The 13,764-nt window shown below is 68.8% G+C and carries 10 protein-coding genes and 1 pseudogene; 4 read left to right on the top strand and 7 right to left on the bottom strand.

The genetic code is table 11. The features are described from left to right. Positions 1-27: 27 nt before the first annotated feature. The 3 genes from ACIQBL_RS20200 to ACIQBL_RS20190 form a co-directional block, all read right to left on the bottom strand. A complete protein-coding gene (locus ACIQBL_RS20200) occupies positions 28-687 on the bottom strand; it encodes an MSMEG_1061 family FMN-dependent PPOX-type flavoprotein (RefSeq protein ID WP_401943620.1) in 660 nt (219 codons plus the stop codon). Between the two features lie 187 nt (positions 688-874). Beyond that, positions 875-2,095, bottom strand: coding sequence for a metallophosphoesterase (locus ACIQBL_RS20195; protein ID WP_401943618.1), 1,221 nt, complete (start codon positions 2,093-2,095; stop codon positions 875-877). 1,035 nt (positions 2,096-3,130) lie between these two features. After that, on the bottom strand, positions 3,131-5,053 hold the full coding sequence (locus tag ACIQBL_RS20190; protein WP_401943615.1) for a transglycosylase domain-containing protein: 1,923 nt from the start codon (positions 5,051-5,053) through the stop codon (positions 3,131-3,133). Between the two features lie 223 nt (positions 5,054-5,276). On the opposite strand from ACIQBL_RS20190, the gene ACIQBL_RS20185 reads away from it, so the two are divergent. Then, positions 5,277-6,041: a response regulator transcription factor gene (locus ACIQBL_RS20185; RefSeq protein WP_401943612.1), complete on the top strand. Its 765-nt coding sequence runs from the start codon at positions 5,277-5,279 to the stop codon at positions 6,039-6,041. Here the strand turns inward: ACIQBL_RS20185 and ACIQBL_RS20180 are convergent. From ACIQBL_RS20180 to ACIQBL_RS20170, 3 genes and pseudogenes are all read right to left on the bottom strand, one after another. Continuing rightward, positions 5,953-6,387: an NAD(P)-binding protein gene (locus tag ACIQBL_RS20180; RefSeq protein WP_401943609.1), complete on the bottom strand. Its 435-nt coding sequence runs from the start codon at positions 6,385-6,387 to the stop codon at positions 5,953-5,955. The genes ACIQBL_RS20185 and ACIQBL_RS20180 overlap by 89 nt on opposite strands. Positions 6,388-6,393: 6 nt before the next feature. Next, positions 6,394-6,576, bottom strand: a pseudogene (locus ACIQBL_RS20175) (hypothetical protein); the annotation flags it as partial. 33 nt (positions 6,577-6,609) lie between these two features. After that, positions 6,610-7,335: a dienelactone hydrolase family protein gene (locus ACIQBL_RS20170; protein WP_401943607.1), complete on the bottom strand. Its 726-nt coding sequence runs from the start codon at positions 7,333-7,335 to the stop codon at positions 6,610-6,612. 331 nt (positions 7,336-7,666) lie between these two features. Here ACIQBL_RS20170 and ACIQBL_RS20165 point away from each other — a divergent pair, with 331 nt between their 5' ends. Then, on the top strand, positions 7,667-7,996 hold the full coding sequence (locus tag ACIQBL_RS20165) for a ClpP family protease (protein ID WP_401943604.1): 330 nt from the start codon (positions 7,667-7,669) through the stop codon (positions 7,994-7,996). Between the two features lie 1,289 nt (positions 7,997-9,285). Here the strand turns inward: ACIQBL_RS20165 and ACIQBL_RS20160 are convergent. Next, entirely contained in the window at positions 9,286-10,554 is a 1,269-nt protein-coding gene (locus ACIQBL_RS20160) for a cytochrome P450 (protein ID WP_401943601.1), read from the bottom strand. Between the two features lie 975 nt (positions 10,555-11,529). On the opposite strand from ACIQBL_RS20160, the gene ACIQBL_RS20155 reads away from it, so the two are divergent. Next, entirely contained in the window at positions 11,530-12,582 is a 1,053-nt protein-coding gene (locus tag ACIQBL_RS20155; RefSeq protein WP_401943599.1) for a methyltransferase, read from the top strand. Between the two features lie 430 nt (positions 12,583-13,012). After that, entirely contained in the window at positions 13,013-13,759 is a 747-nt protein-coding gene (locus ACIQBL_RS20150) for an SDR family NAD(P)-dependent oxidoreductase (RefSeq protein ID WP_401943596.1), read from the top strand. Positions 13,760-13,764: the final 5 nt, after the last annotated feature.

The following is a 13,764-nucleotide window of genomic DNA, read 5'->3' as shown; positions in this document are numbered from 1 at the left end:
TGGTTCGGGAAGCGCAGGTTCGGCCCGTTACTCGTACCGGTACTTCAGCGAGTCCGCCTCCACCTGTTCGATGTCGGCGATCGTCAGTTCCGGCATGCGCAGTTGGGCCAGTGTCACCTCGGCCGAGGCCGGCTGGGCGTCCGCAGGCAACCACTGCTCCGGCTTCCAGGCGCCGCTGCGCAGCAGTGACTTGGGGCAGTGCGGGTAGACCTCCTCGATCCCCACCACCAGTGCGCTGGCCGGTGGCTTGCCGACGGCGGTCAGCTGGGACAGCAGTTCCGGGCGCGTGGACACGCAGGCACGGCCGTTGACCCTGAGTGTCGTGGTGCGCCCCGGGATGACGAACAGCAGCCCGGCCCGTCCGGTGGCCACGACGTTGTGCAGGGTGTCCAGCCGCTTGTTCCCGGTCGCGTCCGGTATCGCCACCGTGCGCGCGTCCAGGACGGCGACGAACCCGGCGGGGCCGCCGCGCGGGGAGACGTCGCAGTTGCCCTCGGCGTCCACGCTGGCGACCAGGACCAGCGACGAGCAGCCGATCAACCGCCGTGTCTGCTCGGTGAGTTCGGTCATCTGCTTGCGCACGGCGGCGTCGCTGGGAGGCTGATAGATCCGGCGCAGCGCCTCCTGGTCGGCCACGGCGTCGAGGCGGAGCGAGTCGAAGGCACTGCCGGCAAGGGATGTTGTCATGCCTCCGACCCTAACGAGCCGACCTGCGATGGATCTTGGTGGATGGGCCGAGGACAGGGGAACCGCCGCTGACAGCCGGCGCGGCCCGGCCCGGCGCCCCGGCGTCGAGACGGGACCGGTCATCTGTCGACGGCGGACGCCTCGGCTCGTGGACTGCTCCCCGCGGATGTGGTTGGCCCGCCCGGTGCTACGGCGGCGTGGGCAGGCGCGGGGAGCGGAGCACGAGCAGGGTGATCTCGCTGGGGGCGAAGACGCGGAACGGCGGGCCCCAGAAGCCGGTGCCGCGGCTGGTGTAGAGGAGGGTGCGGCTGCCGTGGTGGGTGAGGCCGGCGAGGGCGGGCTGGTCGAGGCGGACCAGGTGGTGGAAGGGCCAGATCTGGCCGCCGTGGGTGTGGCCGGAGAGCTGCAGGTCGATGCCGTCGGCTGCCGCCCGGTCGACGAACTTGGGCTGGTGTGCCAGGAGCAGGACGGGCAGGTCGGGGTCGGCGCCGGTCAAGGCTCCGGCGAGGTGGGCGCGGTGGCCAGGCAGGCCGGAGGACTCGGCGGTGACATCGTCCACGCCGGCGACCACGAGGGTGTCGCCTCCGCGTTCGAGCAGCAGATGGCGGTTGCGCAGCGGTTCCCAGCCCAGCTCGCCCATCAGGTCGACCCAGCCCTGGGCCTCGCTGTAGTACTCGTGGTTGCCGGTGACGTACACCCGGGCATGGGTGGCCCGCACGGTTCCGAGGGGGACGGCCTGGGCGCGGCGGCGTGCGGCCGTGCCGTCCGCGATGTCGCCGGTGTGGCAGACCAGGTCGGCCTCCAGCGTGTTCACCGTCTCGCACACCCGCGCCGACCAGCGAGCGCGATCGAGCGGGCCGTAGTGGGTGTCGGTGATGAGGACGACGCGGAGACCGTCCAACCCGGCACCCAGCCGCGGGAGTTGCACGTCGAGGCGGCGCACGCGTGGCACGCGGCGGGCTTCGGCGTACCCCCAGGCGAGCAGTACGGCGGTGGTACCGAGGACGGCCCAGGTGACGATCCGGGCCCGGTCCTGGCCCTCGCCGACGCCGGCCACGGTCAGGGCGAGCCGCAACAGGACGCCCAGCAGAACGGACCAGGTGAACAGAACCCAGCCGGCGCCCAGCAGGGTGTCACCGACTATCGCCGCCCGGTCCTGCTGGCGCCGGCCGTGGCCGCGCGCCATCGCGAGCGGCATACCGACGAGGCCGAGGACGAACAGGGCGGTGCCGATCAGTGCGACGGGCAGTGGCCAGTGCTGGCCGGTGTACAGGAGCACCCCGCAGGGCACGGCCCACAGCAGGACGGGGGCGATCAGGGGGAGGTAGCGCATCAGGCGGTGCAGTCTGCTCTGCCGCGGAGCCTGCACCTCGCTGTCGGCGGGTCGGGTGTCGCTGGTGTCGGTCACGCTACGCCTCTCTGACCAGGCTGCCGTCCCGCGCACTGTATCCGGTCGTTCCCGGGCCGTACGGACGGGTGTTCATGGGTGCGGCGAATGAGCCGCACCGGGGCGGGCACTCGGGTGGCTCGGGCGGCGGATCGGGGCGGATGATGCGTGGCTCGGGCGCGGGGGCACGGTCGACGCGGTGACGGCCGGCTCTCCCGGAGCGGTCGTAGGAGGGCTGGGTGGGGAGCTCCGGTCCGTCCCGTGAACCGACTGCGGCCATGTGCTGGTGATCTCTTGGCGGAGCTGACGCGTGAAGTGGCGGAGGAGATCCAGCGTCTCCCTGCGCGCGGTCCCGGGACCGTCCCTGCCGTCCTTGGGCCGGGAGCTCCGGATTCGACGGGCGGGAGTATCGGCGAGTTCCCACATCTGGAGGCACCCGAGTCGCATTGCCTGGAGTGCAACAAAGCCTCCAGGCAACCGACTTCAGGTGGTTCCCGGACTGCTGGTGGTACAGGCCACAGGCGTCGACGACCTGTGAAGATGCGAGATTTTAAGGGGACTCCGGTGAAGAAGCGGGCCACTGTGCCTACTGCGGGACGGAGTCCAGGAGCGGACGCCCGCGTGTTCGCATCAGCTCGATCACCTCCGCGTAGGGCGCCTACCCCGACACTCGTACGGACGACGACCCAGCCTTCTTCACCGCCGTTCCACAGGAAGGCGTACTCATCGGCTGCGCTGCTCACTTGATGTGGCTCCACTGCGATATGCCCTCGTTGGTGAACATCCGTCACGGTAGGCCGCCAGTAGCTGGCGAGTTCGTCCGCTCCGGCGCTGTACAGCAACTGGAATCGGAACAGTGGCGGACGAGGCCGGGCCGGTGGCCGGTGGTTCCTCGGTCCGCCCGGGGCGGCTCGTCGCCGGGGGAGCGGCAGCGGTGTCGATGATGTCGGCGCGCCGCCCTGTTCGAACCACTGCTCGTCGCGGTCCGTTCGTCGCCCGGGGCGGGTGACCGTGGTGTCGTCGATTCGGCCCGTGTGGTCGGATCCCGCTCCGGGACTACGTGCGGTTCAGGTCGAAGTCGCCGGTGTGGCCCATGAAACGGGCCCAGATCCGGGGCGGAAAGATATTGCCGCGGAGGGAGTCGGCGCCGCCCACGCCTTTGAGGGGCAGGAGCTGTGCCTGGCCGGGCTTGTTGCGGAAGAGGGTGATGGCGGTGGAGAGGTCCTTGGTGTAGGCCACGAACCAGGCCGACTTGGTCAGGTCGTGGGCGCCGGTGGCGACGGACGCGGAGTCGGGGACGATCGCCTGGGTACCGTTCCGGAAGGCCACACCGTGCAGCATCTTGTCGACGATCGCGGCCACCCCCGGACCGAACGCGGCGCGTGGGTGCGGGTGTTGGAGACCGCCGACCGGCTTGCCGTGCCGGAGTATCCCGGTCACCGAGTAAGGGTCGTTCTGCTTGCCCTCGTTGGCGAAGGTCGCGTAGGCGTCGGCGGTCCGGATGGCGCTGGGGGTCGAGGTGCCGATCGGGAACGTCTGCTCCAGCGGGGCCATGCTGCTCCGCAGCAGCCCGGCCTTGACGGCGGTGTTCCTGATCACGACCCAGCCTATGGACTTGCCCAGTTGGACGAAGGGCGCGTGGGCCGAGGTCACCAACGCGCTCTGCATGTCCGAGATCCCGGGCGGAGGCGTGTACTCCGACCGGCGGACGGGCTGGGCGCGCTGCTTGCCGTTGAACAGGGCGGCGAGTGCGAAGGGCTTGAACACCGACCCGACCGGTACGCCGGAGGTGTCCGCGTTGTCGGTGAAGTGCTTGGTGGCGTCCGAGCCGCCGTACAGGGCGAGTACGGCACCGTCCCGGGGCCGGATCGTGGCCGCGCCGACCTGGACATCACGGTCGGCGGAACGGTTCTTCGGGTCGAGGCCCTCGCCGGTGACGTCCTTCACGGCCTGCTCCAGCCGCCGCACCTTGTCCTTCTCGAAGGTGGTGTGGATCCGGTAGCCGCCCCGCGCGAGATCCTTGTCCGCCAGTCTCGTGCGCTTGGTGATGTAGGCGTTGGCGACGTTGACGAGATAGCCGATCTGGCCGGCCATGCTCGTCGCCACCGACTGCTTCTTCGGCTCCGGGAACGTCCGGTACGTGTTCCGCTCCGCCGGGGTCATCAGCCCGCTCGTGACCTCGCGGTCCAGGATCCAGCTCCAACGCGTCACCGCACGGGCGTGGTTGGCGGCGCTGAGCGAAGGGTCGTACTGATCCGCGCCCTTCAGTGTCGACGCGAGCAGCGCGGCCTGGCTCGGGTCGAGGTCCTTGGCCGGGATGCCGTAGTACGCGTAGGCCGCGGCCTGTATCCCGTATGCCTGGCGGCCGAACCAGCTGCTGTTCAGATAGCCCTGGAGAATCAGGTCCTTGCTCTTCGTCCGGCTCAGCTTCAGGGAGATGAAGAACTCCTTGATCTTGCGGGTGTAGGTCTGGTCCTGCGAAAGATAGGTGTTCTTCACATACTGCTGGGTGATGGTCGAACCGCCCTGGACGTCCTCGCCCTTGGCCATGTTGACGACCGCGCGCAACTCACCCTTGAAGGAGACGCCGGGGTCGCTGTAGAAACTCGCGTTCTCCGCCGCCACCACCGCGTTCCGCATCGGGACGGGGATCTGGGACAGCGGCACGATCTGCCGGTTCACCTGCCCCACGGCCGTCATCTGGCTGCCGTCGGCCCAGTAGTAGACGTTGGCCTCCTGCCGCGCCGCCACGTTCTCGTCCGGTATGGAGACCTGCGCGTACACGTAGGCGAAGAGCCCGCACAGGCTGGCAGCGAACAGCAGAAAGCTTCCGAGCAGCAGCCGCCAGGACGGCAGCCAGCGACGGACGCCCTTTCTGCCGCGGCGCGGGTAGTCGATCAGGCGCCTGCGACCGGAGCGGGCGGCACGGTGGGTTCGCACCGGGGGCGAGGACGGTTTCTGGGACGACGGCCTGCGCATCGAGGGGGACTCCTTGTTCACCGCGAACTGGCGACTGCCGAAAGGGCGTTGTGAGTGATCGAGGCTGGAGGAGTCATGTGATCGGACCTGGCCCGGAATGTCACGAGACCGTAACGGCCCCCCTGTCGGCGTCGCGCGCCCGCAGCCGGTCAGGCCGGTGACAAATCACCCGTGATCACGGGATCATCCGCCAAGTGGGTTCCGTTTATGGATACTTGTGTGCATGCCGCGTGTCCTGTTGATCGAAGACGACTGTGCGGTACGCGAGGGTGTCCAACTCGCGTTGCGCCGCAAGGGACATGACGTCGCCGTCGCCGCGACCGGTGAGGACGGGCTCGGCCGGTTGCGGTCCCGCGGGGCGGACGTGGTGGTCCTCGATCTGATGCTGCCCGGTATGTCGGGGCTGGAGGTCTGCCGCCGGATCCGCGCCGACGACAACCAGATCCCGATCATCATGGCGACCGCCCGGGGCGACGACGTGGACATCGTTGTCGGACTCGAAGCGGGAGCCGACGACTATGTCGTCAAGCCCGTTCAGGCCAGGGTCCTCGAAGCGCGGATCCGTGCCCTCCTGCGGCGCGTCGGCGCATCCCTCGACGGGGGCCTGCCGAAGATCGAGACCCATGGCGAACTCGCCATCGACCGCACCGCGTTGACCGTCAGCAGCAGGGGCGTGCCGGTCGCGCTCGCCCCGTCCGAACTACGGCTCCTGCTGACCCTGTCCGCCTCGCCGGGCCAGGTCTTCAGCCGGCAGCAACTGCTCGAAGCGGTCTGGGAGCACAACTACCACGCGGACGCCCGACTGGTGGACGCCTGCGTCAAACGCCTGCGCACCAAGATGGGCGAACCTCCGGGACAGCCGCGGTACATCCACACCGTGCGCGGGTTCGGCTATCGCTTCAAGGAGTCGACGCGACAGCCCGACGGATGGAGACCGCCCGAGGAGGGCCGGTCCAGCGGATACGGCGGCCGGCCCGGAGCACGATGAGGAACCTGCCGGTGGGGCGGCGGGTCATCAGGTCGGTCATGGCGAGGCGGCGGTGGAGTTCTGGAGACCGGCCGCGGTGACAGCTGCCGGCGCACCAACTCCCGTAACGGGCATAGGCAGTTGCTGCCCCGTGCGGCCCGAGGTTGCCGCGAAGATGATCGCGCCGGCAGGCGACGCCGTTGGAGCGCAGGCCGGGGAGTCCGATGACAGCCAGTGAACTCGGTTGGAAGACCTCGCCCTTGGCCGAGGGAGCCGGTTGGTTCTGTCCTTCCAACAGGAGAACTCGACAACCACGCGCGCCCAGGGCACTGGCGCACATCAGGCCACCCACACCGGCGCCGCACACCACCAGTCAGTCGGCGGGCAGGGGGCCGATGCGGTAGAGGACCTCGTCGTGGTGACTGTCGGCAAAGAGGCTGCCGGGAAACAGCACGTAGGTCTCGGGCTTCTCAGGGTGGCGGTAGCCGGTGAGGAAACCGACGAGTTCGTCGTCGACGGTCGCAACCGGCGAACCGTCAGCGAAATCCCGGAACCACCGGCTCGCCCGCACGGCTCCTTTTCGCAGGTCTCACTCCGCCACGGGCAGGCACTCGGCGAGCAGGCCCACGACGTCGCGCCAAGCGCGCTGGGCGTGCCGAGGGTGGTGGCCGACTCCGGGGACCACCATCTGGTCGACGGGAGGGTGGTGGAAGGCGTGCACCGCGCCCCCGTACAGCACCAGACGCCAGTCGACACCCGCGCCCTGTATCTCGGCGACGAACGCCTCGCGCTGCGCTGGCGGCATGATCGGGTCCTCCGACCCGACCCCGGCCCACACCGGGCACCGGATGCGCGCTGCCTCGCCCGGTCGGCCGGTGGTGAGTGCGTTGACCGTGCCGATTGCACGCAGGTCGACGCCGTCACGGCCGAGTTCCAGCGCGATCGCACCTCCGGTGCCGTATCCGACGGCGGCGATCCGGTCGGGGTCGGTGCGCGGTTCGGCGCGCAGGACGTCGAGTGCCGCGTGGCCGATGTCCCGCATACGCAGGGGGTCGCGGAGCAGCGGGGTGATGCGCGCCAGCATCTCTTCGGGGTCGGTGAACCAGCGCCCTCCATTGATGTCGAAGGCCAGGGCGACGTAGCCGAGTTCGGCCAGTGCGTCGGCCCGGCGCCGTTGGTAGTCGTTCAGCCCTGGTCCCTCAGGCCCGATGAGAACCGCAGGCAGACGGCCGCTCCCAGCCGGGAGCGCAAGGTGACCGACCATGGTCAGGCCGTCGGCCGGATAGGTGACCGTGCGTGTCACTACCGTCGTCATGCAGACGGACTGTAATGACTGGACAACTGCTCCCCGCGTCCACACGCCGACGCCAACGGAATCCTGGTGTGCGCCTGAAGTGCAGTCTTCGCTCGCCGACCATCGCCTGTGGGCCGGTGGGATGGTCCGCGTCGCACGCGTATTGGTGTTGACGCACGGTCGGCTGAGCGGACAAGGAAACACGGGGACGGGCGCTTCTTCTGCGCGGGTCTCGTGATCACGAAGTCGTCGTTGGTGAGCGTTGGGCGCGCCCTTCGGGGTCGGATGGCCGTATCGGGGTCGCTTACTCGGCTTGTGTCCATGATCCATGGTGTCCGGGCGGTCGTGACGGGTGGTGATCCCTGCGGTGCGACCTCAGCGTGCGGTGTGCGCAAGGGGACGGGCACCGCGCGCGTCGTATTCGATCTGCGGGCGGCCGACCGGTCCGTGCGCCGGTGGCTCCGGTAGCCAGGGCCAGATCTCGGACCTGGAGATCCACGGCCATGAGGTGCTGCGTCAGCGTGAGCTCATCGAGGGGTTTCTTGCTCACCACACCGGCCGTGATGTCGCGAAGGTCCATGAGGACATCGAGCGTGACCGAGTGCTCACGGCGGAACAGGCCCGGGAGTTCGGGCTCGTCGACGAGGTGGTGATCCCGTGTTCGGGCTCCGGGGTTGGCTGACTCCTTTCCCTTCACCCCTTGTCCTCGGACTTTCGTGACGGTCCGTCGGTTCTTCCGGCGGGCCGTTGTGGGTGTTCGGGCTGGTGGCAGCAGCGCTGATGGCCCGGCTGTCGCGTTGGGTGGGCGCCGGGTTCCACGGCTCCGGTCGGGATGGTGCTGCTCGTAGGGAAGGGAACGTGCTGGTCAGCCGGGGTTCGGGAGGGCTTCGAGTCGGGCGAGGGCGTCGGTGATCACGTCGGTCCAGGGCCAGTGACGCGGATGTCGCGGTGTCCAGCCCGGCCCTGCGGACCGTCTCGACCAGCAGCACACCGCCCGCCTGGCCGGCGACACCGCTACCGCCGCCCTCGACGCGGACACGCGGACAGGGAACCGACACGCTTCTTCACCTGAGTCAACCAGGGGCCCTTCGGGCTCCGCGGTGGCGAGGGAAGACGAGGGCGCCTTCCGCGTCCGTGCTGCTCGAGTCGACTGGGGACGGCAGGATGGCCCCTGTCCGTTCCGGACGATCCCGAAACTACTCCCGGTGCCCATGAGCCCGGATTCGAGTCCGGTGGCGGAGGACGGCAACGGGAACCGGATCCGAGGGGTGCTGTCGCCGGTCCGGGTGGCACCGGCTGATCGCTGATGAGAGCGTGTCCGCCGTCAGGCGGGCTGCGTGATGTGGCTGCCGACCGCCCGTGCCCTGCCACCGGATCGCCTCCCGCCGGGGACCCATGCGGGCCCTGGTCGCCGTCGAACACTCCACGGCCGTCGCGATCTGGCACATGCTCACCCGCGGTGTTCCCTGCACCGACCTCGGCGGCGAGCAGTACACGCGCCGCGATCGGGTCCCTCGGCGGGCGCCGGGATCAGCTGCCCTGCCCGCTCGGGCGAGGCCCCGGTCTCCTCCTGGAAGCGCACGGCGCGCCGCTCGGGCTCCTGCCGGCCGGCGCGGAGGTCGTCGGAGGGGAAGCCGCTGGGCCCCAGTGTGGGGTGTCCCCGAAGGCGGGCAGCCGGGGCCCGCCCGGGTGCCGCGCGTGGACGGCCTCGGCGTACACGGCCTGGTCGGGGAAGTGCGGCTCCTCGAACTCCCCTGCCCTGTCGCGCCGGTGGGCGAGGAAGAGCCCTCCTGGTGCTCGTCGGCAGCAGGGGCGCGGTCATGACGATCGCCTCTCTCCCGTCCGGTGCGTGACGCCACTGTCGCAGCACTGCGGACAGTGCGGACCCCGCCACTGACCGTCCCGGCTGACCTGCGCGCACGGCGTGCCGCGACCGCTCACCCACCCGTAAGGCCGCCCCCGGCGGGTGTGTCACCACCGCACCGGCAGGCTCCGCCTCCCCCGGATCAGCATCCCCGGGAGCCACTCCCCCGGCTCCCCGTCCGCCGTCAGATCCGGGCAGCGCTCCAGCAGCGCGCGCAGCGCCACCTCGCCCTCGAGGCGGGCGAGGGGGGCGCCCAGGCAGAAGTGGATCCCGTGTCCGAAGGAGAGATGGCCCCGTGCCTCCTCGCGCCGTACGTCGAAGCGTTCCGGATCGGGGAAGCGCGCCGGGTCACGGTCCGCGCCGGCCATGGCGATCAGCACGATGGCACCGCGCGGCACCCGTACGCCGCCGATCTCGGTCTCCTCCAGGGCGATGCGCGGCGTGGTGGTCTCCACCGGCCCGTCGTAGCGCAGCGTCTCCTCCACCAGCCCCGCCGCCAGCCCCGCCGGATCGGCCCGTACGGCCGCCAGCTGTTCGGGGTGGACGAAGAGCGCGCGCACCGCGTTGCCGATCGTGTTGACCGTCGTCTCGTGCCCGGCAACGAGCATCAGGAAGGCCAACGAGACCAGTTCGTCCTCGGTGAGCTGGTCGCCCCCCTCGTCGACCGTGTGGACGAGGGCGCTGAGCAGGTCCTCCCCGGGGCTCTCGCGCTTGGCGGCGATGAGCCCCGTGAGATACGGCATGACCTGCTCGTACGCCTCCTTCTCCGCCTCGGGGCTGGTGGGCGCGAGGGTCTCGTTGGACCAGGCGTGGAAGGAAGCGCGATCCAGGCCGGGGACGCCGAGCAGTTCGGAGATGACGATCATGGGGAGCGGGGAGGCGAACGCCTCGATGAGGTCGGCGCGGCGCGCTCCGTCCGCCGCCATGCGGTCCAGCAGCTCGTCGGTGATCTCCTGGACGCGGCCCCGCATCCCCTCGACCCGCCGGGCCGTGAACTCCCGCGCCACCAGCTTCCGCAGCCGGGTGTGGTGGGGCGGGTCGCTCATCAGCATGTTGGCGTTGCCGAGCATGTTCAGGGCGTACGGCGGGGTCCAGCCGGGCTGCCGGTACTCGCGCTGCCAGTCCCGGCTGAGCAGCGGGGAGCCGAAGGCCTCGCGCGCGGCCTCGTACCCGACCACGAGCCACACCACCCCCCTGTCGGGCCCCACTACCTGGTGCACCGGACCGCGCTCGCGCAGTCGGCGGTAGGCGACGTACGGGTCGGCGTCGAAGTCGGGGCTGAGCGAGGCGAGCACCTCGATCCCGCCCGGGCTGTCGGGCTGGTCTGTTCTGTCGGGTATCGCGGGATCGGCGGCGGCTTTCTCGGTCTCGGTCACGACGGAATTCCCTTCCCTCAGGCCCGGGTTACCGGCCCCCGCCGACCACTCCGAGCACGGCCGCTCACTCTAATCTCGCACCCCCACCCGCACAACTACCCGCTCCCCTTGCTTACCGCTGGCTTTCATGACACGAGAAATGCTTCTGACCTGCAACGATGGGACTTTTCCAGGGTCTTGTTGGCTGCAAAGAAAGAAGTGCCTTTGACGCGAAAATAGCGGTGAGCACTCCGGGGAGTTGCGGGAGGGTGATCAGTGGGATCATGTCGCTACACCGTTCTGCAGGATACGACCTCGGACCTTCGGGCGTGAGATATTTTCAGACAGAATCGAAGTCGCTGCACCGTTCCGCAGGACGCGGCTTCGGATCTTCGGGCGTGAGATGTTTTCAGACAGAATCTAATCTGAATTCGACCCGTTCCCGACAGTAGGACCTCGCTGAACAAGGGGTTGCGTGGTCGCGCATCGCGCGATTCGCGCCACGGGTGGAGAGGGGAGTCCTGCGATCTCTTGTGCGATTGCTGCATTTGAAGTTAGGTCTGTGGTTGTGAGTGTCAACTACGTGAGCGGTCGTGGCGAAACCTTCCCTTCATGTCGATGCCGCTCCACGGGGCGGGTTCCATGTGCTTGGCGCCGAGCTGGGGTGAACGGCTGCAGCATCGCGTGACCTGTGTTCCGCCTTCTGGCCCGCGAAGTCATGCGGTGCACGCTGCCGGTCGACCGTCGAACGCCACCGTCGCGGCACTGCTGCGGGCCCGGCCGGCCGGGGCCGGAAGCCGTCGGGACGACCAGCGGTCGCCCTGACGTGACCACGCCCTACCGCGCAACTTCGAAGACCCGACTTCGGGTGCTGGGGGTGTCGAGGTATGTCTGTTCCGCATTGACCATCAACCGGAGAAAACTGGTTGTGGAACTTGACTACTCCATGGCCGAAAGCGATTGCTCGCGACCTGCAAGAAACGTGGAGGGTAAACTATGAAGGAATTCTCGGAGACGGCCTTGGACGAGCTGTGGAAGCTGGTGTACACCAGCTTCAGGTTCCCATTCATGCACGCCGCTCTGCGTCTCGAACTCTTCACCCTGCTCAAGAATCGGCCGGGCAGCAGCCTTGGCGAGATCACCGCCGAGCTCGGGCTGCAGGAACGTGCCGGACACGTGCTGCTCCTCGGGTGCTGTGCGTTCGACCTCGTACGCAAGGAGGGCGACGGCTACCACAACACCGCGGCCACCGACCTGCTGGCCGGTGATCAGGACGCGTTCATGCCGGTGATCGTCCGCTACACCCACGAGATGCTGTACCAGCCGATGGGCTGGCTCCACGAGTCGCTGGTGAACAACGAGAACGAGGGGCTGCATCGCGAACTCCTCGCCGGCTCCCCGGCGACCACGCTCTACGAGCTCCTCGGCGAGGACAAGAACCTGGAGCAGGTCTTCACGGCCATGATGGAACACCAGAGTCGCTCGGTGGTCGAGGACCTCGTCAATGCCGTGGACTTCTCGTCGTACAAGAAGGTGCTCGACGTCGGCGGAGGCACCGGGACCAACTCCATCGGTTTCGCGCAGCGCTGGCCGCATCTTCAGGCAACCATCCTCGAACTGCCGAACGTGGCGGAGATGGCCGCCACCCGCATCGCCGAGGCGGGCCTCTCCGAGCGCATCAACGCGGTCGGGACCGACATCTGGAAGGACGAGTTCCCCTCGTCCCACGACTGCGTCGTCTACTCCCGTTTCCTTGAAATCTGGTCGCCCGACCAGGTCCGCGACCTCTTCGCGAAGACGTACCGCGCGCTGGAGCCGGGCGGTCACATGGTGATCGTCGCGTGTGCCCAGGACGACGACGAGACCGGGCCCGCCCACGCCGCGTTCATGGCGGGGTACGTCCAGACGATCGCGTCACCCGAGGGCCGTATCTACACGGCGCGGGAATTCGAGCAGTGGTACACCGAAGCGGGCTTCGAGCCGATGGACCGCCAGTACCCGGGCCGCTTCGACGTCATCCTGCGTGCCCGCAAGCCCATCGCCGAGTGAGTCCGGTCCGTTCCATGCCGCCCTGCCGATCCGGCAGGCGGGCAACTCCGGCCGTCTGACACGGGGCGGACCGCCCGTCCAGGGCGCGCCGGATCACTTCGCCGGGGCCCTGCGCCCGTGTGACCCACCCTTCGGGTCCTCATGTCCGTGCACCCACGCGTTCCCGCATCCCGCACCCGGGCGCCGTGCGCCAACCCACAGGCCCGTCCCATCCCTCCACGCGGCACGCGTGTGTGCGCGTTGCACGCATCCGCGCGCTGCCGCGCAACGGCGCTGAGCGCGGCCCGCCCCGCGCTGCCGGCACCTGATCCGGACCGCATCTCCGTCACCTCTGTCGTCACCCCACCCGCCTTCCCGCTTCCTCGGTGCCGGGGCGGGGCGGCGTGCCCTGTTCGTGTCCTCGGCGCCGCATCCAAGAAAGGGAGCTTGAGTGGATTCGCCTGACAGGCTTGCCATCGTTACCGGCGGAACCAAGGGGATTGGTCTCGCTTTCAGTCACCGGCTGACCCGTATGGGATTCCGGGTGGTCGCCACGTACCGCAGTGACGAAGAGTCGGCACAGCTTGCTCTGCATGAGGTGGAGAAGGGGCTGTCTGTCGTACGGTCGGATGTGTCCGACCCGGACGAAGTCGCCGAACTCGCTGAACTCGTACGGACCGAGCACGGAGTCCCGCAGGTCCTGGTGAACAATGCCGGTCTCAATATCGACGGTCCGGTGCTTGAGATTTCCGACTCCGACTGGCGCCGGGTACTGGACACCAATCTGTCCGGCCCGTTCTATATGACACGGGCCTTCGCCCCGGTCATGCTGGAGGCCGGCGGCGGTTCCATCGTCAACATCGGTGCGACCACGGCGATTCGGCCCCGGATGAACGGCGCCAACTACTGTTCAAGCAAAGCCGGGATGCTTCATCTCACCAAGTGCCTGGCCATGGAACTCGCTCCGAGTATCCGCGTGAACTGCCTCATTCCGGGAATGATCGACACGGAAGAAATGCGTACGCGCTACCGCTTGGCCGAGCCGGAGTACATGGATGCGTTGCTGAATGAGATACCGCAGCGCCGGATAGGTGCCACCGACGAGATGGCGGACGCGCTGGAATTCCTGGTGGGCGAGGGGGCCACGTACATCACGGGGCAGAAACTGATTGTGGACGGCGGCCAGTTCATGTGGTGAAGCAC

The organism is Streptomyces sp. NPDC088350, assembly GCF_044753545.1.
Taxonomy (GTDB): domain Bacteria; phylum Actinomycetota; class Actinomycetes; order Streptomycetales; family Streptomycetaceae; genus Streptomyces.
Note: the sequence above shows the minus strand (reverse complement) of the source record. Positions and strands in the feature narration are given on the sequence as shown.